We start from the raw sequence: 22,132 nt of genomic DNA, 5'->3' as shown, positions 1-22,132 counted from the left end.
GTGACGTTTTATGCTCATGGAATCATCCATGGGAACACATAAGCTTGTAGTGTAATAATAATACCGATCATTACAGTAAACGTTATACTGTGTTTAACCGTAAAACGGAACAGATCAGACTCTTTACCTACCAGCCCCACCGCCGCACATGCAATTGCAATCGACTGAGGAGAAATCATTTTCCCAGTGACACCACCACTGGTATTTGCAGCAACCAGTAATACTTCTGGGACACCAATTTGTTGCGCAGTCGTGGCTTGTAATGCCCCGAATAAAGCATTTGCAGAAGTATCCGAACCTGTAAGGAATACACCTAACCATCCTAAAAATGGAGAGAAGAATGTAAATGCTTGCCCCGTATGTGCCAATGCCAAAGCCAAGGTTGCAGACATTCCTGAATAGTTAGCAATAAAAGCAAATGCCAACACCATACCAATCGAATAAATTGGAATTTTTAATTCATTAATGGTTTCAGCAAAAGTAACCACTGCTTCTTTTGGCTTCATTTTTAAGAAAATAATAGTAATGATTGCAGCAATAATAATTGCGGTACCCGTCGCTGAGAACCAATCAAATTTATAAATTGCATCATAGTCTTTTACTTCAGCAACAACAGGTGGCATCTTTTGAATCATTTGATGCAAATACGGCACTTTGATAGAAATCACTAAATCATGTAGTGCACCATCTTTGGTAAATAAATCCTTAAATGGTTTTACACTCCAGATTGTGACCATCACAGTTAAAATCGCAAATGGAGACCACGCTTTGGCAATTTGAGCAAGGCTATATTTCTGCTGTTTTTGTGCAGCAAGATTTTCGCTCATGCTGTCATCTTCATTTGCAAAACGGAAGATATGCTTTGGCTGCCAATATTTTAATAAAATCGTTAATGAAACCAAAGACGCAATTGAAGCGGTAATATCTGGTAATTCTGGACCCACAAAGTTTGAAGTCAAATATTGTGCAAGCGCAAAAGAACCACCACCGACAATCACAGCAGGCCAGGTTTCTTTTACACCACGCCAACCGTCCATAATCGCCATGATCCAGAACAGCACAATTGGAACCATAAATGGCAACTGACGTCCAACCATCTGACTGATTTCCATTGTTTCTACACCAGAAACCTGTCCAGCCACAATAATTGGAATCCCCATTGCACCAAATGCCACAGGTGCTGTATTCACAATCAAACATAGACCAGCCGCATAAAGCGGTTTAAAACCAAGCCCCACCAATAATGCCGCAGTAATCGCAACAGGTGCACCAAAGCCAGCCGCACCTTCCAAGAAGGTACCAAAAGCAAAGCCAACAAAAAGCATTTGCAGACGTTGATCTTCCGTAATCGACAAAATCGAAGAACGAATAATATCGAACTGCCCTGTTTTTACTGAAACTTTATATAAGAATACTGCCCCAATAATGATCCAAGCAATTGGCCATAAACCATAAAAGAAACCATAGACCAATGATGCCAATGCCATCATCGTTGGCATTTGATAAGCAAATAATGAAACCAGTAAAGCCAATACAACTGTAATTGTCCCCGCAACGCTTCCTTTCATGCGGAATACAGCAAGGGCTAAAAAGAAAAAGATAATTGGTATCAGCGCAATGGCACTGGATACCCAGATATTGCCCATCGGATCATAAATCTGTTGCCAATGTTGAAGCATTGTCATCTCCTTGAAATGCTTGCTAGAACGTGGAATGTCATTGAATCATCCATTTATTTCTCAATAATCGGTATGACCAATTTAGTTTTAAATTAAAAAATTTTGCACTAACTGCCACTTAATATTAATTTTTGCTGATTTAAAGATCAATAGTTGGCACTCAATTAATTATTTTGGTATGACCAATATTGCAAATATTTCGACCTATTCACAGACCAATCCTTCAGCTTTCAGGGTTTCAAATCGAATAACTCATTTGTTTTATATTGTATTTTTTTAAATTAAACCAATTTTATACAACTTTAGTCGTATGCTATTTTTTAATGCACTTTTTAGTAACACTGATTTAAGTTTATTATCGGGTTTGGAAATACTTCAAAACCAAAATTAGTCAGACCAATTTAAAAAACATTTAAAATAATGACTAAAACATCAGCTAAACAAACAAAGATAAAGTAAAAATAGAAAGTAAAAAAAGTAAAATCAATGAACTTTCACTGATTTTGCTTTTTACTTTAATTGAAAAATTACATAAAAATGTAATTAACTATAAATTAATTCAACAATGTCCACTCATTGATTTAACGATGCTCACAACTCAATAAGGTTGCAGGTTTTTTCTTGATTTTAAGATTTAAAGAACTTGAAATAATTCCTGAACAAATAAATGCCGCACCGATAATAATGTTGATTGTAATCGGCTCATGCCAAAGCACATAACCAAAAAATAAACTTAGAATAGGAATACACATGATTGAAATAGACGCAACAAAGGTATCTACCTGACTCACAATCCAATTCCACAAGGCAAAGGCAAAACCAGTTCCAATCACAGCAATATAGAACAGGATTGAATCATTGAGCGGATTCATCCAAACTTTAACATCTACAGGTTCAAAAATTAAAGCGCCGATCAGAATCACCACCCCACCCATCAGCAATTGCCAAAAGGTCAATTTGATTTTGTCATAAGTTGCAAAATTCTGTTTGATATAAACTGTGGTTAAAGCCCAGAAGAAGCCTGACAAGATTAAGAAAGCTTGACCAATTAACGATAAATTCAAATGAATATGATGTAATTGTGGCCAAAGAATCGCAATCAAGCCCAATGTGCCAAGAACCAACCCAATCATTTTTTGGCTATTTAAACGCTCATTTAAAATATAATGCGCCAATACACCAATAAAAATAGGCATAGTAAACACTAAAACCGCAGACAATCCCGAATCAACAAATTGCATGGCAAAGGTTTGTGTTGCATAAAAACCAATACAAATCATCAAACTTGAGATCATCAGTTTTTGCCATTCACCTTTTGCGGATAAAATGGATTTTCTTAACAGTACTTGAACCAACATAAGGGTAAGCGCAGCTAAGATTAAACGCGTAGAAATAAATAAGAATGGCGGAAATATTTGCAAACTATGTTTGACCAATCCCCACAAAGATCCCCAGACGAGACACAATAATACAATTGCACCAATCACTCGAAGATTCATTTGCTGTACTCAACAGATGGAAAGTACATAGAGTATAGAAAATAAATGACATCATGAATAATGCTATGTTTTAATGTACACATCATTTTTTTTGATGTTAAAGTGGATACTTTAATGTCAGCACTTATTCAATGCATTATTGAGGAATTGAAATGAATATCGATATGGGTGATATCAAATCATTTGTGACTGTTGCTGAACTAAAAAGCATTACAGCAGCAGCAAATAAACTCAATTATTTACAATCGAATATGACAGCAAAAATAAAAAAGATTGAAAATCACTATAAACGTCAATTATTCATCCGAAAACCCAAAGGTGTTGAACTGACCGAATCAGGAATGAATTTATATCAGCAATACAAAAAAATGATCTTCACATGGGAAGAAACAGAAAATAAAATCTATCAGCAGGAAAAATATTTACGCTTTGGTACCAACACCAGTTTAGGCGGAATGCGTTTCTACCCGTCTTTTAGCCAACTTTATGAAACCTACCCTGAGCTTTCAATCACCATGAAAACAGGTGCTACAGGCTATATTGAAGATGAAATTTTACGCGGAAACCTAGATATCGCTTATGTTTTAGGTCACCCAAAACAGAAAAATATCCAGTATATTCAAAAGGCAGATGATCAATTGGTGATTATTGGAAAAAATGTCATCAACCATGACAGCCTTGAAGACTGTCTCAATCATCAAAATATTTTACTTGCCTCAGAAGAATGCTGTTATGCAACCACTTTAGATCATATTTATACAGACTATCATTTAACCAAGGGTGAATTAACCCATATTTATGATCATGAAGCCTTAGTCAATTTCACTCAGTTGGGTATGGGAATTTCAATGATTGCAAAGTCACTGATCAAAAAATTTAATATTCAATATTATCGAGAAACACCCGAACAATATCGAGATATTGGATTCTATCTGATAGCACGAAGTGAACATGTATTTACCCCGATTGAAAAGCAGTTTATTGGTTTAAATGATCAGCTATGATCCCAAACGAATCAGATAAATTGGGTTAACCCTATACATCCAATTTATCTTACTTTTAACATAGGTCAATCCGCAGCTTGCCATTTGGTCTTACGCACATTCAGCAAATCAGCAGCCCTATACAAGTACCCATTGGAAATCCAATCAAAAATAAACATCCAATAATGGTAGACATCAATCTCCCCATTTCACTACCCTTTTCAACTTCCTATTAAATTTCACACCTCGTTAATTTGACTTTTCTTATAAGTTTTTAAATGGGGTGCATGGGTCATTTAAGTAAATTCATTTCGCTCTATAAATTGTCTTTTTTTCAATGTTAACCTTCAAATCCAATAAAACATTGATTGAAAAAGTGCTACAATACTGCGTTTATAAAATTCTCTTTGGCCACCCATGTATGTGGTGCCTCTTTCGAAATAGTTAGGACGAGCAATGACTGATAATGCAACGATCTTGCAGAATGTACCAGTAGGCAAAAAAGTGGGTATCGCCTTTTCTGGTGGTCTAGATACTTCAGCAGCTTTATTGTGGATGAAACAAAAAGGCGCAGAACCTTATGCTTATACAGCAAACTTAGGTCAACCTGATGAAGATGACTACGATGCAATTCCGCGTAAAGCTGAAAACTACGGTGCTGTAAAAGCCCGACTGGTTGACTGCCGCTTACAACTTGCATTGGAAGGTATTGCTGCAATTCAATGTGGTGCATTCCATATCAGCACTGGTGGTGTTCCTTATTTCAACACAACACCATTAGGTCGTGCAGTAACAGGTACAATGCTTGTTACAGCAATGAAAGAAGATGATGTTAATATTTGGGGTGATGGTTCAACCTATAAAGGGAACGATATTGAACGTTTCTATCGTTATGGTTTATTAACCAACCCTGCACTTAAAATTTACAAACCTTGGTTAGATCAGCAATTTATTGATGAATTAGGCGGTCGCGCTGAAATGTCACAATTCTTGATCGACAATGGTTTTGATTACAAAATGTCGAAAGAGAAAGCCTATTCAACAGATTCAAACATGTTGGGTGCAACTCACGAAGCGAAAGATCTTGAATACCTCAATGCGGGCATCAAAATCGTTGAGCCAATCATGGGCGTTGCGTTCTGGAAAGAAGACGTAAAAGTTGAAGCTGAAGAAGTTTCTGTAACGTTTGAAGAAGGCTTTCCTGTTGCATTAAATGGCAAACGTATTGAAGACCCTGTTGAATTCATTCTTGAAGCCAACCGCATTGGTGGTCGTCATGGTCTAGGTATGTCTGACCAAATCGAAAACCGTATTATTGAAGCAAAATCTCGTGGCATCTATGAAGCTCCGGGAATGGCGCTTCTTCATATTGCTTATGAACGTCTTGTAACGGGTATTCATAACGAAGACACTATTGAACAATATCGTATTAATGGTTTACGTCTAGGTCGTTTATTGTATCAAGGTCGTTGGTTCGATTCACAAGCATTGATGCTACGTGAAACAGCACAACGCTGGGTTGCTAAAGCAATCTCAGGTACTGTGACTTTAGAACTTCGTCGTGGTAATGACTACACGATTATGAACACTGAATCAGAGAACCTCACTTATGAAGCTGAGCGTTTAACCATGGAAAAAGGTGATTCAATGTTTAGTCCTGCTGACCGTATCGGCCAATTGACTATGCGTAATCTTGATATCACGGACACCCGCGCAAAACTTGGTATTTATACCAATACTGGTTTATTGGCTGTCGGTACAGGATCTGCGATCCCTCAGTTGAAAGACAAAAATAAATAATTTTTGATGAAAAACAAAACCGCCAAATTTGGCGGTTTTTTTAGCTTTAGCCTTAATGACTTTTCATTAAAGATTGCTTATCAAGACACTGCATTCTTAGTTTCAGGCTGCGATAAGTTTTGTTGCTCTAATTTTTGCTGTTGTTTTTGCAACTCAATCTTTTCAGCATGTTCTTGGCGAATTTGATCATATTCCCGTTTGGTTTCGGCATCACTTTTAGCCGCAAGAAAAGCCATTCCAACTAAAAATACTGGAAATAACAATGCTAATGTCGCAAAGATATAAAATTTTTTCGAACTTGTCTGTGACATAAATTCAAGGCTTTCAATAAATTTAACTAGGTTGCTTAATATAACAGAATAAACCCATCCAATACATTACTCACCTACAGCCATAGGATTACAATCCCCTATTTATTTAAAGCGAAAAATTTAACTAAAAAGCATATCACCTTGTGATTCAGAAGCCTAATCAATCACTTTCACCAATACTCTTCATCAATCAAATTATTCTTATATTGCATTCATTTCCCAAACTGCTTTAATAGAAGCAGCTTTAATAAAAACCAGTTGCCCATAAAACAAAAACGGTCCAAGCAGATTTAAAAAACAATTAACGATTCTTTGTTTGTTTATAAGCTTCTTGCGCTATAGCCAAGCTTTTCTTTTTGCCTTCAACTGTATCTGGAATCTCATTTGAAGTTCCATTTCCTGAATGGCGTTGCAGGTGTTGCTGTTGAGAATACTGATGCATTTCAGACTGAGTTTTTTGTTGCTGTATCGAAGTTTGGTTTGCAGTTCGTTGGGTTAATTTTTGTTGAAGTTGTTGCTGTGGATTTACAGTAGCAGTTCCAGCACAAGGTCTAGATTGGTAAGTTACCGAACCTTTTACCACACATTTGTGTACGTCTTTAGCAAATACATGATGAGAAATCCCTAAAGCTAAGATAACCAACAATACTTTTTTCACAACCAACACTCCATTTAAGTCTCAACAAAATATCAACAAATGATTTAAATTGCTATTTACACAGGAGTTTTCTTATTCACAGGAGTTTTCATCTACAATTAAGGTATAAATATGACTTTTTTTGCCAAGTTTTACAGCATTTTGTCATAGTTCAAAGCCTTGAGTTTCAAGATTTAATTTGAAGGTTTTTAAGTGATTGCTGAACAATAAAACCATGAACTATAGAAACAGGCAGCATATAAATTTTCCCAAAAAGATTATATGTTACTACACTGGTACATATCGTTAATTCATTTCTAAGTCCATCATATTCTTCGATTTGTAAAACCAGCAATACACTCAAGTGCTTATCGGTTGACTGTAAAAAAAGCTCACGATCTGAGACTTTAACCACATCAAAAAAATCTGCTTTCCCACCCACTTGAAGCGGTTTAGTTGATTCACCAAAGCCTTGAATAGGTTGCACACCACCTAAATGCCGGCTTAAATAATCTCTTAGCTTAAACGCAGCCCTCAACCAAACTGGCGGCTTACTGGTCATTAGATAATAGGCTTGAGTACTGGTAAGATTTTTATCAATATATTGCTTGGCTTCGTGTAAAAAATTTAATTGATCAAGTGGAGCAACCAGTATTTTAGGATCTTTTTCTATGTTCATTCGATTAACCCCTTAAAATATAATTAATATTTTTTCAAACAACCGCTAAAAACAGTCTACAGTAATCAGTTGTTGGTGCAATTACTCACATTCTAAAGTTTAATAAATATACTTAGATTCTAGAATAAAATAGCCAAACCATAAATAACAAAAAGGTCTGCACTTGGCAGACCTTTGATTATACTGACTTTAGTGCGTCTATCTTTTAATTAGCTATCCATGTTATCAATGATTGCTTGACCGAATTCAGAACAGCGGAGCAAAGTTGCACCTGGCATCAATCGCTCAAAGTCATAGGTGACAGTTTTCGCAGCAATCGCTCCCGATACGCCCTGAATAATCAAATCAGCAGCTTCAATCCACCCCATATCACGAAGCATCATTTCCGCAGAAAGAATAATAGAACCTGGATTTACTTTATCCTGGCCTGCATATTTCGGTGCTGTACCGTGAGTCGCTTCATATACAGAAATTGCGCCACCAATATTTGCACCCGGCGCAATTCCAATACCACCTACTTCAGCTGCCAACGCATCAGAAATATAGTCACCATTTAAGTTAAGTGTCGCAATCACAGAATATTCAGAAGGACGCATTAAGATTTGCTGTAGAAAGGCATCGGCAATGACATCTTTAATAATGATCTCTTTACCCGTTCTTGGATTTTTAATTTTTACCCACGGGCCGCCATCAATCAGCTCGCCACCAAAACGATCAATTGCCAGTTCATAACCCCATTCTTTGAATGCACCTTCGGTATATTTCATGATATTGCCTTTATGCACTAAAGTTACACTCGGCTTATCATTATCAATCGCAAACTGAATTGCTTTACGCACTAAACGCTGAGTACCTTCTTTCGATACAGGTTTAATACCAATCCCACAATTATCTTCAAAACGAATCTTGGTTACACCCATTTCTTCTTTTAAGAATTTAATGACTTTTTTCGCTTCAGGAGAATCCGCTTTCCATTCGATACCTGCATAAATATCTTCGGAATTTTCACGGAAAATCACCATGTCAGTCAGTTCAGGATGTTGAACAGGTGACGGCACACCTTCAAACCAGCGTACAGGGCGCACACAAACATAAAGGTCGAGCTCTTGGCGTAAAGCAACATTCAATGAACGAATACCACCGCCCACAGGCGTAGTTAATGGACCCTTAATCGAAACCACAAATTCCCGCAGTGCCTCAAAAGTTTCTTCAGGCATATAGGTCCCGTAGATTTTATCTGCCTTTTCACCACAGTAAACTTCCATCCATTCGATCGAACGTTTGCCACCATATGCTTTTTGAATTGCGGCATCTACAACAGCTTTCATGGCTGGAGTAATATCAACACCAATACCATCCCCTTCAATAAAAGGAATGATTGGATGATTTGGAACATTCAGTGACAAGTCTGCATTTACAGTAATTTTGCTACCATCAGCAGGCACTACGATCTTCTGATAACCCATTGTTCAGGTTCTCCCTTTTATTATAGTTGGCAAATCCAAAATAATTACCAAATAGACAATACTTCTAACCATTCTTAGTGCATATCAGTCTAGTCTAATTCGTACATTTTTTGAGATTTATACGAGGAATAACAACATTTCTCTACTGAATAAAGCACAATGTTCCATTATTTAATGTCATTTAACCCGTCATTTTTTATATAAATCCACAAGCTCAATCATTCCTAATGCTTAAAATAAAAATATTAGCTTTGCTTTTCCATACACATAAATTTTCCAAGAGTCAGATCTTTAAAAGCGAGACTTACTATACATTTTCACTATAAACATGATTTCTAATTTTTTGATTTTATATTCGCCATTTAATTTAAAAATCTATAACATTTTGACAATAGATTAATGACCAAACCAGCCACCTTAAAACCACAATATATTCATATATTTCATTGTATTAAAATACGCACCACAATAGAACACAAACAAAAACCCATAAATTTATTTTTATTACTGGCGTTTTTTGCCATTGCTTTATATTTTAAAAAAATAATTTTCACATAACCACAATCAAGTTAAGATTAATTACAAAAGTAATTCACTTTTACTATATGTTTTCACATGAATTTTAATGAAAAAATAAATCAAAATTCATTTTTTAATTCCTTCTGCCTATCCTATGGCCTCCAATCAAATTAACCATCTTTGCAATTATTATTTAGTCTTAAAATCTTTAACATTATTCCTGTTTTTTAAATCGTAATGAATTTTGAATTTATTGTGATTCAACCTATCTCATGGATGTAAATAATGGATAAAACTTACACTAAAGAAGAGAAGCGAGGCCGTATACGCGGTATCGTCGGCGCAGCTTCAGGAAACTTAGTAGAATGGTTTGATTTTTATATTTATGCTGTGTTTGCGGCATATTTCACTAAAGCATTAACTGCACCTGATATGGACTCCGGTACTCAGGCAATTTATGTATGGGGTGTCTTTGCAGCCAGCTTCTTTATGCGACCAATTGGTAGCTGGGTTTTCGGACGAATTGCCGATAAACATGGCCGTAAAAAATCAATGGTCATTTCCATCTGTCTAATGGCAGTAAGCTCTTTCTTATTTGCCGCACTCCCAACCTATGAACAAGTTGGAATGGCAGCGCCTTTCCTACTTTTACTTGTTCGCCTGCTACAGGGTTTATCTGTAGGTGGTGAATATGGTGCTGTAGCAACCTATATGAGTGAGCTTGGCTTAAAGGGTCAACGAGGCTTTTTTGCTTCTTTCCAATATGTCACTTTGTCAGGTGGTCAATTATTAGCAAGCTTGCTCGGTGTTATTATGTTGGCATTCCTATCAGAGCAGCAATTGCTTGATGGTGGCTGGCGTATTCCTTTTGTCATTGGTGGTATTGCTGCAATTATCTCCCTACTTGCACGTAGCCGTTTGGAAGAAACATTATCTAGCGAAGACAGTGATAAAGAAGAATCTGGAAGCTTAAGTGAACTGTTTAAAAATCACTGGAAAACCTTTTTATTGGTTGTAGGTTATACCTCTGCGGGTTCCCTCACCTTCTATGTGATTACAGTATATTCAAAGACCTACCTCACCAATATGGGTGTAGATAGTAAAACTGTCGGATTCATTATGACAGCTTCACTCTTTATCTTTATGCTTGCACAACCTGTATTTGGTGCTATTTCTGACCGCATTGGCCGTCGTGCTGCAATGCTTGCGTTCAGTGGTACTATGGCGATTTTCATCTATCCAGTCATGGTGATCTGGATGCCACATTTCAGTTATTCACCATTGATGGTTGCTCTGTTACTTATTTTCCTCATGATGTTGCTTAGCTTCTATACCTCTATCAGCGGATTGGTTAAGGCAGAAATGTTCCCACCACATGTTCGCGCATTGGGTGTTGGTTTCTCTTATGCTGTGGGTAATGCAATCTTTGGTGGTTCTGCACCATCTGTTGCACTACAGTTCAAAGCAGCGGGTATTGAAAGCACCTTCTTCCTTTATGTGATTGTCATGTTAGTGATCTGTTTCTTATGTAGTTTTAAATTACCGAAAGAACCGGAATATCTAAAACATGACCACTAAATAACATGGTTAAGCCCTTATTAATAGCTTGTGGTCACTGAATTTGAGATCTACGCTATTCAAAAAAGCTGTACTACCCAAAGGTGGTACAGCTTTTTTATTATAAGGCTTAGCTTCAATAGATGCTGTTTTCAAGTTGCCTATCTCAATTTCACGCTATGGTAAATTCTAGCAAGATAAAACCACCAATCCCCCCGCCTAAGAAAAATGTATTTACAACTCAGCCTTGGTAAATAAATAAAGTTGAAGAATACAAAGCGTAATCTGATATAGTAGCGCACATATCGTAGTCTTTATCTTTACCCAACTCTCTTCAAACGGGTAACTTTATCAAACTCAAAAATTTTATTGATATTTATTAGTGGTCTAAAGTGAAAATTGTCATTCTTAATAAACCTTATGACGTCCTCTCCCAGTTTCGTAAAGACGAAGCACATATGACGATGTCTGACTTCGTAGATGACTCGACTTTGCGTTTGGCAGGTCGTCTCGATATGGACTCTGAAGGTTTAGTTTTTTTAACTGATCATGGTGGTTTAAATCAATACATTACCAATCCTGCCAATAAGAAATTTAAAACTTATTTGGTGCAAGTTGATGGTGATGTGACTGAAGAAGCCCTAGAACAGTTGCGTAAAGGTGTTGAGCTAAAAGATGGTATGACTTTACCTGCGCAAGCGAATAAAGTTGAACAACCTGAATGGTTATGGGATCGTGATCCACCAGTCCGTTTCCGTGCCAATATTCCAACATCTTGGATTGAAATTTCTATTTGTGAAGGCCGTAACCGTCAAGTCCGTCGTATGACTTCGGCTGTTGGTTTTCCAACTTTACGTTTGATCCGCACCAAGATTGGTGCAATTGATTTGGTGCAAATGGGTTTACAACCTGGTGAAACCAAAGAAATTGAACCATTACTTTATCCAGACTTCCAAAATATTCCAGCAGATGAACCTTATCGCTCACGTTCTTATGTGAAGAAGCCTGGCGGTACAGGTGGAAAACCAATTATTCGTAAGAATAAAGATGGTTCAACAAAGAAATCTGGAACTAAACGTATCTGGCAAATGGAAGATGGTGAAAAACCACGTCGTAAGACCAATGGTACCACCCGCCCAAATACCAAAGCACCACGTGGTCGTGGACGTAATGGTCGCTAGGATTTAGTCCTTCTAAGCTATAAAGCAATTGCCGCTTATTGTAAAAATGCCCAATGAATTTCATTGGGCATTTTTATTTTATAACTAAAAAACTCAAGACCAATTAAAACCAATCGCCCCCTCATCATTTAAATTGATTCATGCGTAAACTTGCAAATAAATAACTTAAACAAAGATTTACTCCCTCAATAAAAAAGCCGATGCGTATGCATCGGCTTTTCTCACCAACAAGATCGTCGGTTTATAGCATTTAAAACTTAAACAGTTGCAAGTGTAGCGTTAAGCGTCGCACTTGGACGCATTACAGCTTCAACCTTAGCGGTATCAACTGCATAGTAACCACCAATATCCGCTGGCTTACCTTGAACAGCTGCAAGCTCAGCAAGGATTTTGTCTTCGTTCTCATCCAATGCTTTTGCAAGTGGTGCAAACTTGGCTTTTAATTCAGCATCGTCATTTTGTGCAGCAAGTGCTTCAGCCCAGAACTTCGCAAGGTAGAAATGGCTACCACGGTTGTCAAGCTCACCTGTACGGCGTGATGGAGACTTGTCGTTATCCAACAATTGACCAGTTGCTTGATCCAATGTTTTCGCCAATAACTTAGCACGCGCATTGTCTTCTTTAATACCTAGCTCTTCTAAAGAAACAGCCAAGGCCAAGAATTCACCAAGAGAGTCCCAACGCAAGTGGTTTTCTTCTACAAGCTGTTGTACGTGTTTAGGTGCTGAACCACCCGCACCTGTTTCGTACATACCGCCACCCGCCATTAACGGAACGATAGACAACATTTTCGCAGAAGTACCCAATTCCATGATTGGGAACAAGTCAGTTAAGTAATCACGTAAAATGTTACCAGTCACTGAAATTGTATCTAAACCACGAGCAACACGTTCAAGCGTATAACGCATTGCACGTACTTGTGACATGATTTGGATATCAAGACCTGCTGTATCATGATCTTTCAAGTATTTTTGTACTTTCTTGATCAATTCATTTTCATGTGGACGGTATGGGTCAAGCCAGAAGATTGCTGGCATACCTGAGTTACGCGCACGCGTTACCGCAAGTTTTACCCAGTCACGAATCGGTGCGTCTTTCACCTGACACATACGCCAGATATCGCCTTCCTCAACGTTTTGTGACATCAACACTTCACCAGTTTCAAGATCTGTGATGTTTGCAACACCCGCTTCAGTGATCTCAAAAGTTTTGTCATGTGAACCGTATTCTTCAGCTTTTTGCGCCATCAAACCAACGTTTGGCACAGTACCCATAGTACGTGGGTCAAAGTTACCATTCCACTTACAGAAATTAATCATTTCTTGGTAGATACGTGCGAATGTTGACTCTGGCATAACAGCTTTACAATCATACTGCTTACCATCAGCACCCCACATTTTACCGCCACCACGAATCATCGCAGGCATAGATGCATCTACAATCACATCATTTGGTGAATGGAAGTTAGTAATACCTTTCGCTGAATCCACCATTGCAAGTGCAGGACGGTGTTCTTGGCAAGCGTGAAGATCTTCAATGATCTCTTCGCGTAATGATGTTGGTAAAGTTGCAATCTTCTCGTAAAGACCAGCCATACCGTTATTGACGTTAATACCTAACTCATCAAATAACTTAGCATGCTTTTCAAATGCTTCTTTATAGTAAATTTTTACACAGTGACCGAATACAATCGGGTGTGAAACTTTCATCATGGTTGCTTTTACATGCAACGAAAATAAAATGCCCGCTTCACGGCAATCATCAAGTTCTTTCTCATAGAAATCGCAAAGCGCTTTCTTGCTCATAAACATTGAATCGATGATTTCGCCATCAAGTAATGCAACTTTTGGCTTAAGCACAATGCTCTCACCATTTTTGGTGATAAGTTCCATTTTTACGTTACGCGCACGGTCAAGTGTCATTGACTTTTCACCGTGATAGAAATCGCCCTCATCCATATGCGAAACATGTGTTTGTGACCACTGTTTCCATTCGCTCATTGAATGTGGATGTTTCTTCGCATAGTTTTTCACTGCTGCAGGTGCACGACGGTCAGAGTTACCTTCACGTAACACTGGATTCACCGCTGAACCAAGGCACTTGCTATAACGTACCTTAATTGCTTTTTCTTCTTCAGTTGTTGGATTTTCAGGATAGTCTGGGATTGCATAACCCTTTGACTGAAGTTCCTTAATACATGCGCTCAACTGAGCAACAGATGCACTGATATTTGGGAGTTTGATAATGTTAGTGTCTGGATCTTGAGTAAGACGCCCTAAATGCGCAAGGTTGTCAGATACTTTCTGTTCATCGCTTAAGTATTCCGCGAACTCTGCAAGAACACGAGCAGCTACAGAAATATCAGTTTTGACAATCTCTACGCCAGCTGGCTTAGTAAAGGTCTCAATGATCGGCAGTAGCGAATAAGTCGCCAACAATGGCGCCTCGTCAGTCAGTGTGTAAATGATTGTTGACTTTCCACCAGCCATATATAGCCCCTTGCTTTAAATTGTGTTTTGAGAACCGAGCTTGTGACCCAGCCCTTACGAACCGACTTGCTTAAATTTAACCCCAAGAGTATCAGCCTTCCTGGTATTACAGTCAACGTAAGATCTGTGATAACGACATTTCGTAAAAAAATGGTACATCACAAATATTGCATTAATATCAATATTTGCACAAAAATTAAGCATTTTCTTGTAAAAATAGCCATTCCGACCAAGAGCAACAACAATCTATGCCGTCTTGTGCTTTATTGTTTTAAACATTAAAAATTTTATCTTGCTGATTCTTACAAACTGAGCAACCAATTAAAAGCCATTGAAAAACACATCGACGCGCTTCAGCGACATAAAACAAGCCAAACAGCACAAACAAAAATCGGCTAGATACTGTTTAAATTTTAAATCATTCAAGTCTGCCTAAAAAGTGAATACGCAAATGAATGGAAAATTTATTTACTCCCCCCCAATACTCTGGTCACGATATGACAATAAATATGCTTTGGTTAACTTAGACTCACAAAACAACAATACTTTTACCTTGAATAGTAAGTGAAAAAATCGTTATTAATAAATTACATGTTTAATTTTCCATCACATCATTGATGGAAGAATAACCTTCAATGATGTATTTCCGATCCCAAAATTAATATTAAAACTGTAGAGGTAATATGTTAATGCTATTACTCATCGCAATACTTATTCAAATCATCTCACTCTGGGCCGTTTTCTTTTTTGCACTTCATCGAACAGTCGGAAGTATCACTACGATTGTCATTGCAATTCTGAGCGCTGTGATCAGCCCGTGGTCTCTCACCCTTGGTCTTCCGCTTATTCTCATCAGTTTAGTGTTACTGATTGAACCACTGCGAATGCAAGTTTTGACTAAACCGGCCTATAAAACATTAGCCAATGCAATGCCAAGCATGAGTACCACTGAACGTGAAGCATTGGATGCGGGTACCAGTTGGTGGGAAAAAGAATTATTTATGGGGGCGCCAGATTGGGAAAAATTTAACAATTATCCCTACCCGACGCTTAGTAATGAAGAGCAATCTTTTTTAGATCATGAGGTTGAACAACTCTGTCAGTTGCTAGATGAATGGGAAATTCATCAAAATAAAGACCTGAATGCAGAGACATGGCAATTTATTAAAGACAATGGCTTTTTTGGACTCATCATCCCTAAAACTTATGGTGGTCGTGAATTTAGCTCTTTTGCACAAAGTCGTATTATGAGCAAAATTGCTTCACGTTCTTTAACCACCGCTGTAACCTGTATGGTGCCTAACTCATTAGGACCAGGTGAGCTCTTACTGAATTATGGTACAGACGAACAAAAAAATCGTTATTTGCCCGGCTTAGCCAAGGGTGAGGAAATTCCTTGTTTTGGACTCACCAGTCCTGAAGCGGGTTCTGATGCTGGGGCGATTCCAGATACTGGCGTGGTTTGTTATGGGGAATTCGAAGGTCAACAAGTGCTTGGCTTAACAATGAATTTCTCAAAACGCTGGATTACCCTAGCACCCGTTGCAACAGTAGTCGGTCTCGCCTTCAAACTGTATGACCCAGATGGCTTATTGGGAGATAAAACTAAAACTGAGTATGGTATTACCTGTGCTCTTATACCCGCCTCTCATGCAGGCGTAGAGGTTGGACCAAGGCACCATCCGGGTGGTTCCCCATTTATGAATGGTACAGTCGAAGGTAAAGATGTCTTTATTCCGCTTGACTGGATTATTGGTGGCGCAAAAAATGCGGGGAATGGCTGGCGTATGCTGATGGAATGTCTGGCTGTTGGACGTGGTATTTCACTTCCTGCACTTTCTACAGCCGCAGGTGAAATGACGTATTTATCTGTAGGTGCATTCGCTAAAATTCGTCAACAATTTAAGTTATCAGTAGGTAAATTTGAAGGGGTGCAAGAAGTTAGTAGTGACATCGTCAGCCATACCTATATGTTGGAAGCTTTTCGCTATTTAGTCACTTGCGGTTTAAATCAAGGTGGCAAACCCGCTGTTATGACCGCGATGGCAAAATACTATGCCACTGAAACGATGCGAAAAATCGTCAATCATGGTATGGACATCACTGGTGGTCGTGGTATTCAACAAGGTCCGCGTAACTTTCTTGCCAATATGTATCAAGCCATTCCGATCTCGATAACGGTTGAAGGGGCAAATATCTTAAGCCGTTCGTTGATGATCTTTGGTCAAGGTTCGATGCGTTGCCATCCTTATTTATTTGAGGAATTACAACTGTTACAAGCCGAAGATAAAGCCACTGCCTTAAACACATTTAACACCATGTTATATCAACATTTAGGCTACACCTTAAACCGTGGCGCTCGTGCATTCACTTATGGATGGTTTGGGGCAAGTAGCCAACGACCTGACTCATCAGATGCCTTTACTCAACCTTATTATAAAATCATCAATCGATTCAGTACTGACTTCGCCCTAACCGCAGATATGTGTCTTGGACTGTTAGCCGGTGATATTAAGCGTAAAGAAATGCTCTCAGGGCGATTAGCTGATATTCACTCCAAAATGTTTATTGCAACAGCCATTCTCAAATTTTATGAAAATGGTCAAAGATCTTCGCAAGAACAGGTACATGCCAAACTTGCATTGGACGAAACGCTTTATGATGCCCAAGAAGCATTTTTTGGCTTATTTGATAATTTTCCGATTCAAATTGCATCAAGTCTGGTTAAATTTGTTTGTTTCCCCTTTGGTCGACCGATCAAAAAACCGAGTGATCGTCAAAAGAGTGAAGCAGCGGAACTGATCATGCAAGATAACCCGTTCCGAGATTATTTAAAAACGCAGGTTTACTATACTGTTGATCCGAACGATGCTTTTGGACGAATGGAAGCCACCTTTAATCTACTCACAACCGTTGAAGACGATTGGAACAGCTTTAAAAAAGCGGAATCTAAAGGTGAATATCAAGGGCTAACATTTGAAGAGCGCATACAGGATGCAGTCACTCGTGGCTTAATCAGCGATGATTTAGCCACAAAATTAACCCAATATAATGCACTTCGTTATGACAGTATGCTCACAGATATTTTTGATGAAAAATTAGAGCAGGTGTTGGTATTAGAAAATCCTCATCTTCACTCAACTTAAATCGATTTGGCAAATGCCATTTAACAGATAAGGCAATATAAAACCTTAACCATAAACAGCGATTCACCATCGCTGTTTTTTAACATAGACATATTGCCAATGGGTTATTTGCCTATTTCGGTATAGTGTTAAAAATATAACAGCTGAGGAAAAAACGATGTCTCAACAAGATTATGAAAATGGCTTAAAAGTCCGTACAGAAGTGATGGGAGAAAGTTTTGTAAAACGCGCTCAAGACAACACTGTTGCTTTTACAAGACCTTTGCAAGACTGGATCAATGAGCATGCATGGGGTTCAACTTGGCAACGTGAGGGTGTTTTACCACGTAAATACCGCTCTTTAATTACCATTGCATTTTTAGTTGCACAAAAAAGCCCAACCGAACTAAAAGGTCATATTCGTGGTGCATTGAATAATGGTGCAACAGTTGAAGAAATTCAGGAAGTGTTACTACACAGCCTACCTTACTGTGGCGCACCCACAACACAAGAAGCATTTCGTGCTGCGCTCGAAGTCATCAATGAATATCAAAAAGAATCATAAACAAGCAATACGTTCTATTTTTCAATATAGGCCATGCTCAAAACTATGGCCTATATTGCTGAGTTAATTCCAAAACACATTAAAGCTATAAAAAAACTCATCCACTTCAAAGCGGATATGATATCCCAATTGGGTTAACTCAGAAGAAAGCCCACGAATATCCTCTAAAGCTAGATGTTTAGGTAAAACTGTAAAAACAGCAGTATTGCCCTGCTTGGCATTCTCTTCAATCATTTGGGCTAAACGAACTTTATACAACTCTATATTTAAATTTGAATTGGCTGCCAATCGTTTCGCATCTTCAGCGTGAATAAACATTATTTAATTTCCATATTATTGTTTTCAAAGGTGTCACTACAAGATATAAATAAATATCGGAATACGCTGTATGCTTTATGTTCGAAGGCATATACTCAAAAATATAGTCACGATAAAAATCGTTGTAACTATAAAAAATTTTTTACACGCTTTCTGGGTTCACTTCTAGCAAAAAACCTACTCACAAAAATCAAAATAAATCCAGTGCTTTATTTCAATGAAATTTAACTTTTGTATTTAAAAAGTAAATGATAATTGTTATTATTTACTTAATTTTTAACCTTTCATTATTTGATTGCCTATGAATAGCCAGACTGAACTCGATGCACTTAGCGCGTCAGTTTCAACTCCGACTGTATCTACACGAGCTAAATCCGCACCGTCCCGCATACAATATCGTGTCATGATTTTCTATCGTTTTGCTCTGGCAATTCTTGGTGGTTATCTGCTTGCGTCTTTGTCCGCTATAGTGATTGCAAAAACATTTGCTGATTATCGTGCCACGGCTGCGATGAGTGCAACGCTACTTGCTTTCTGTATTCACTGTGCTGCATTCATTTGGGTTTTTATGGTCAATAAGACATCAAAAGCCAGCTTAGGCATACTGATTCCAAGTATCATTTTATTTGTCATTTATAAAATGATGGGGAATTAAGATGCGCGTAGATGCAAAAGTTGAAGGTCCACGCCAATCCATGTCATGGTTACATACATGGGCAAGCTTAATTCTTGGTTGGTTACTCTATGCAATTTTTTTGACGGGAACATTGAGTTTCTTTCAGTCGGAAATAACGGCTTGGATGAAACCAGAAATACATCAATCCGTTCCAAGTGATTCTCAGGTACAGCAAACCCAAGTTGCCTTAGATTATCTACAAAAGCATTATCCTGATGCAGGCAGTTGGACGATTCAATTACCTAATTCTAGACAGACCACAACTGAATTAAATATCCGTAAACAAGGGGAAGATCTACAAGCACGTCGTGGTGGGGAAAGGATCACCATTGACAGTGCAACTGGACAAGTTATAGAAGCACGAGACACCCGTGGTGGTGGTTTTCTATATCGCTTTCACTTTGAACTGTATGGATTTGATCGTATTTGGGCACGTTGGATCGTCGGTTTAGCTACCATGCTGATGTTTGTGGCAATTATCAGTGGCATTATCACCCATAAAAAAATTTTTAAAGATTTCTTTACGTTCCGTTCAGGTAAAGGACAACGCTCTTGGTTAGATGCACATAATGCCACAGCTGTTTTTGCCCTTCCCTTTCATATCATGATCACCTTCAGTGGTTTGTTATTACTAATGTTTATGTTTATGCCTTGGGGAATCAACCAAGTCTATAAAGATCGACAAGAGTTTTTTCAAGAGATGCGCGGAGGTGCAGTTCAGCAAAATAATGCTCGCAATAGAAATGCTGAAAACCGTACTGGTTCTACAAATACAAGTCAAACTCAAGGTCAAAATGAACAACGCTCGCGAGGTGAAAGAGGCAAACAACATCAACAAGATGTTGGTCATCCTGCGCCACTCAGCGACTTAACCCCGCTTATTACAACCGCACAAGCGCAGTGGAAAGAAAATCCGATTGCTTCTATTCAAATCATTGCGCCAAATACATCCAATGCCACCATTGAACTTCGCGCTTTATATGCGAAGAGTGTAGTTCAACGTGGTGTTTACCCCATTTTAAAATTCGATGGCGTGACTGGCAAAGACATCAGCGAAGCGGCTCAAGCAAACAATGCCTCTATCCCAATGGGGATTTACAATGTGGTGACTGTATTGCATGAAGCACGTGGACTTGATTTAACCTTCCGCTGGTTATTGTTCTTCTCTGGTGTAATGGGCACATTAATGGTTGCAACGGGGCTGATCTTATGGTGCGTCAAACGTGCACCGCAACAACAAAAACAAGGCTATAAATCATTTGGTTATCGTTTTGTTGAAGTGATGAATATTGCCGCTGTGATTGGATTACCTATTGCATGTGCAGCCTACTTCTACGCCAATCGTTTCATTCCATTTGAAATAGAAACACGTTTAAATTGGGAAATTAGAGCCTTCTTTATTGTATGGTTAGCTACGTTAATTTATGCAGCGCTTCGCCCGCATCGTCAAGCTTGGCTAGAACTTCTATTGTTCTCTGGTGTTGCTTTTGCCCTATTGCCTATTGTCAATTTTATTACGGGCGGTCAAGCACTTTGGAACAGTATTGCCAATGGCCAATGGATGATTGCGTCTTTTGATTTAATGACATGGGCGCTTGCGATTTTGTTTTTCTACTCATTTTATAAAGTTAAAAAACATAAAGGGCTTCCTGTCAAAAAAGCCAGAAATGTACCTTCAAATAAGGAGATTTCAGCGTGATTTTCTTCTTATTAATTTGGTCTTTGTCTAGCTTGGCTTTTATCGCGCTTGCCAGCGCAATGTCAAAGCATCAAAAACAGTTCTATGGACATGAACTAAGCCCCAAACAAACCCAACTTGCTTCTATTGCTGGTTGGGCTTTACTGCTGATTTCACTGATCATTTGTGTCATGTCAGGGCAGCTTAGTAGCATGCTCAGCATTTGGGTTGGAGTACTGACCTTTTCAGCATTATTTGTTGGGGTGTTATTAAGCTATTACAGTTTAAAAATGAAATTGGCTGCCAGCTTTTGTGTGGGCATCAGCTTAATCACAAGTGTGATGCTACTCATTTAAACTGTTTCACAAAAATCAGTTATAATCATAAGCCAATCTACGGATTGGCTTTTTTTCTATCAAATTTATTGCCTTGTATTGGTATTTTTATGTCTAAACCACTTTCAATCCCTTCAGAATTACTCAATCGTGCTGCAATGGGCAATCCAGCTGCACAATTTGAACTTGCTGAAATATATATGCAAAGTGAAGATGAAGATAACAATCAACTTGCAGAAGAATGGGCACTCAAAGCAGCACAATTAGGCCATGTTGAAGCCATGTATTGGTTAGGTGAAGGCTATGCTTATTATGCAAAAGATATCCTTGAAGAAGATCCTAAAGAAGCCAAGGCTTATTTTGAACATGCCCACCGCTGGTTAGAGCAAGCGGCCAAACATCAACATCCTGCTGCGATTTTAGAGTTATCCAATTTCTATCGTCGTGGCGATGTGGTTGAAAAAGATCTGGTGAAATCAGTAGAGCTGGTTGAGCAAGCAGCAAAACTGGGTGAAGTTCAAGCCATGCGTGATCTTGTTTGTATTTATGAACACGGAATGGGGGTTGAGGTTGATGAAGAAAAAGCTGATTTTTGGGCTGAAAAAGCCAAGTCAGCTGAAGACACCTCAGTATAA

The 22,132-nt window shown here is 38.3% G+C and carries 18 protein-coding genes; 10 read left to right on the top strand and 8 right to left on the bottom strand.

The genetic code is table 11. From position 1 onward, the window contains the following. Positions 1-14 precede the first annotated feature (14 nt). Complete coding sequence (gene lldP, locus CQZ96_RS20335; protein ID WP_171066957.1) at positions 15-1,685, bottom strand: L-lactate permease; 1,671 nt, start codon at positions 1,683-1,685, stop codon at positions 15-17. A gap of 575 nt (positions 1,686-2,260) precedes the next feature. Beyond that, positions 2,261-3,178 carry a DMT family transporter gene (locus CQZ96_RS20330; protein WP_105713655.1) on the bottom strand — a complete coding sequence of 306 codons (918 nt, stop codon included), beginning with the start codon at positions 3,176-3,178 and terminating at the stop codon, positions 2,261-2,263. Between the two features lie 152 nt (positions 3,179-3,330). On the opposite strand from CQZ96_RS20330, the gene CQZ96_RS20325 reads away from it, so the two are divergent. Continuing rightward, positions 3,331-4,182: a LysR family transcriptional regulator gene (locus tag CQZ96_RS20325; protein ID WP_004724903.1), complete on the top strand. Its 852-nt coding sequence runs from the start codon at positions 3,331-3,333 to the stop codon at positions 4,180-4,182. 435 nt (positions 4,183-4,617) lie between these two features. After that, the gene (argG, locus tag CQZ96_RS20320) at positions 4,618-5,961 is read left to right on the top strand and encodes an argininosuccinate synthase (RefSeq protein WP_004724905.1); all 1,344 of its coding nucleotides are present in this window, start codon (positions 4,618-4,620) and stop codon (positions 5,959-5,961) included. Between the two features lie 80 nt (positions 5,962-6,041). Here argG and CQZ96_RS20315 read toward each other — a convergent pair whose 3' ends face one another. The 4 genes from CQZ96_RS20315 to icd form a co-directional block, all read right to left on the bottom strand. After that, entirely contained in the window at positions 6,042-6,272 is a 231-nt protein-coding gene (locus CQZ96_RS20315) for a hypothetical protein (RefSeq protein ID WP_004724907.1), read from the bottom strand. A gap of 301 nt (positions 6,273-6,573) precedes the next feature. Continuing rightward, positions 6,574-6,930 (bottom strand): hypothetical protein, encoded by a 357-nt coding sequence (locus tag CQZ96_RS20310; protein ID WP_034616240.1) that lies wholly within the window; start codon positions 6,928-6,930, stop codon positions 6,574-6,576. A gap of 166 nt (positions 6,931-7,096) precedes the next feature. After that, a complete protein-coding gene (locus CQZ96_RS20305) occupies positions 7,097-7,588 on the bottom strand; it encodes a DUF2867 domain-containing protein (protein WP_105713654.1) in 492 nt (163 codons plus the stop codon). 209 nt (positions 7,589-7,797) lie between these two features. Then, the gene (gene icd / locus CQZ96_RS20300; protein ID WP_105713653.1) at positions 7,798-9,054 is read right to left on the bottom strand and encodes an NADP-dependent isocitrate dehydrogenase; all 1,257 of its coding nucleotides are present in this window, start codon (positions 9,052-9,054) and stop codon (positions 7,798-7,800) included. Between the two features lie 804 nt (positions 9,055-9,858). On the opposite strand from icd, the gene CQZ96_RS20295 reads away from it, so the two are divergent. Continuing rightward, positions 9,859-11,151: an MFS transporter gene (locus CQZ96_RS20295; protein WP_004823065.1), complete on the top strand. Its 1,293-nt coding sequence runs from the start codon at positions 9,859-9,861 to the stop codon at positions 11,149-11,151. A 371-nt stretch (positions 11,152-11,522) separates the two neighbouring features. Then, positions 11,523-12,311 carry a pseudouridine synthase gene (locus CQZ96_RS20290; RefSeq protein ID WP_105713652.1) on the top strand — a complete coding sequence of 263 codons (789 nt, stop codon included), beginning with the start codon at positions 11,523-11,525 and terminating at the stop codon, positions 12,309-12,311. A 257-nt stretch (positions 12,312-12,568) separates the two neighbouring features. Here CQZ96_RS20290 and CQZ96_RS20285 read toward each other — a convergent pair whose 3' ends face one another. Beyond that, complete coding sequence (locus CQZ96_RS20285; protein WP_004823068.1) at positions 12,569-14,800, bottom strand: NADP-dependent isocitrate dehydrogenase; 2,232 nt, start codon at positions 14,798-14,800, stop codon at positions 12,569-12,571. Positions 14,801-15,489: 689 nt separating this feature from the next. Between CQZ96_RS20285 and CQZ96_RS20280 the strand changes: the two genes are divergently transcribed. After that, positions 15,490-17,946, top strand: a complete 2,457-nt coding sequence (locus CQZ96_RS20280) for an acyl-CoA dehydrogenase (RefSeq protein WP_105713681.1) — start codon at positions 15,490-15,492, stop codon at positions 17,944-17,946. 157 nt (positions 17,947-18,103) lie between these two features. Next, positions 18,104-18,490 (top strand): carboxymuconolactone decarboxylase family protein, encoded by a 387-nt coding sequence (locus CQZ96_RS20275; RefSeq protein ID WP_004823072.1) that lies wholly within the window; start codon positions 18,104-18,106, stop codon positions 18,488-18,490. A 63-nt stretch (positions 18,491-18,553) separates the two neighbouring features. Here the strand turns inward: CQZ96_RS20275 and CQZ96_RS20270 are convergent, their stop codons facing one another. After that, positions 18,554-18,808, bottom strand: coding sequence for a hypothetical protein (locus CQZ96_RS20270; protein WP_004717008.1), 255 nt, complete (start codon positions 18,806-18,808; stop codon positions 18,554-18,556). Positions 18,809-19,109: 301 nt separating this feature from the next. Between CQZ96_RS20270 and CQZ96_RS20265 the strand changes: the two genes are divergently transcribed. From CQZ96_RS20265 to CQZ96_RS20250, 4 genes are all read left to right on the top strand, one after another. Next, positions 19,110-19,463, top strand: a complete 354-nt coding sequence (locus CQZ96_RS20265) for a hypothetical protein (RefSeq protein WP_105713651.1) — start codon at positions 19,110-19,112, stop codon at positions 19,461-19,463. 1 nt (position 19,464) lies between these two features. Continuing rightward, complete coding sequence (locus CQZ96_RS20260) at positions 19,465-21,183, top strand: PepSY-associated TM helix domain-containing protein (protein WP_105713650.1); 1,719 nt, start codon at positions 19,465-19,467, stop codon at positions 21,181-21,183. After that, on the top strand, positions 21,180-21,518 hold the full coding sequence (locus CQZ96_RS20255; RefSeq protein ID WP_105713649.1) for a DUF3325 domain-containing protein: 339 nt from the start codon (positions 21,180-21,182) through the stop codon (positions 21,516-21,518). Before CQZ96_RS20260 ends, CQZ96_RS20255 begins: the two co-directional genes overlap by 4 nt. Before the next feature lie 89 nt (positions 21,519-21,607). Continuing rightward, positions 21,608-22,132, top strand: coding sequence for a tetratricopeptide repeat protein (locus tag CQZ96_RS20250; RefSeq protein WP_056513590.1), 525 nt, complete (start codon positions 21,608-21,610; stop codon positions 22,130-22,132).

It is taken from the genome of Acinetobacter sp. MYb10, from assembly GCF_002980175.2.
Classification (GTDB): Bacteria; Pseudomonadota; Gammaproteobacteria; order Pseudomonadales; family Moraxellaceae; genus Acinetobacter; species Acinetobacter guillouiae.
The sequence above is the reverse complement of the archived record's forward strand: the minus strand, read 5'-3'. Positions and strand labels throughout refer to the sequence as shown.

What these genes read in the sequence shown, in the direction of transcription:
- lldP (WP_171066957.1), bottom strand. Translation starts at nt 1,685, where the DNA reads ATGACAATGCTTCAACATTGGCAACAGATTTATGATCCGATGGGCAAT.
- CQZ96_RS20330 (WP_105713655.1), bottom strand. Translation starts at nt 3,178, where the DNA reads ATGAATCTTCGAGTGATTGGTGCAATTGTATTATTGTGTCTCGTCTGG.
- CQZ96_RS20325 (WP_004724903.1), top strand. Translation starts at nt 3,331, where the DNA reads ATGAATATCGATATGGGTGATATCAAATCATTTGTGACTGTTGCTGAA.
- argG (WP_004724905.1), top strand. Translation starts at nt 4,618, where the DNA reads ATGACTGATAATGCAACGATCTTGCAGAATGTACCAGTAGGCAAAAAA.
- CQZ96_RS20315 (WP_004724907.1), bottom strand. Translation starts at nt 6,272, where the DNA reads ATGTCACAGACAAGTTCGAAAAAATTTTATATCTTTGCGACATTAGCA.
- CQZ96_RS20305 (WP_105713654.1), bottom strand. Translation starts at nt 7,588, where the DNA reads ATGAACATAGAAAAAGATCCTAAAATACTGGTTGCTCCACTTGATCAA.
- icd (WP_105713653.1), bottom strand. Translation starts at nt 9,054, where the DNA reads ATGGGTTATCAGAAGATCGTAGTGCCTGCTGATGGTAGCAAAATTACT.
- CQZ96_RS20295 (WP_004823065.1), top strand. Translation starts at nt 9,859, where the DNA reads ATGGATAAAACTTACACTAAAGAAGAGAAGCGAGGCCGTATACGCGGT.
- CQZ96_RS20285 (WP_004823068.1), bottom strand. Translation starts at nt 14,800, where the DNA reads ATGGCTGGTGGAAAGTCAACAATCATTTACACACTGACTGACGAGGCG.
- CQZ96_RS20280 (WP_105713681.1), top strand. Translation starts at nt 15,490, where the DNA reads ATGCTATTACTCATCGCAATACTTATTCAAATCATCTCACTCTGGGCC.
- CQZ96_RS20275 (WP_004823072.1), top strand. Translation starts at nt 18,104, where the DNA reads ATGTCTCAACAAGATTATGAAAATGGCTTAAAAGTCCGTACAGAAGTG.
- CQZ96_RS20270 (WP_004717008.1), bottom strand. Translation starts at nt 18,808, where the DNA reads ATGTTTATTCACGCTGAAGATGCGAAACGATTGGCAGCCAATTCAAAT.
- CQZ96_RS20265 (WP_105713651.1), top strand. Translation starts at nt 19,110, where the DNA reads ATGAATAGCCAGACTGAACTCGATGCACTTAGCGCGTCAGTTTCAACT.
- CQZ96_RS20260 (WP_105713650.1), top strand. Translation starts at nt 19,465, where the DNA reads ATGCGCGTAGATGCAAAAGTTGAAGGTCCACGCCAATCCATGTCATGG.
- CQZ96_RS20250 (WP_056513590.1), top strand. Translation starts at nt 21,608, where the DNA reads ATGTCTAAACCACTTTCAATCCCTTCAGAATTACTCAATCGTGCTGCA.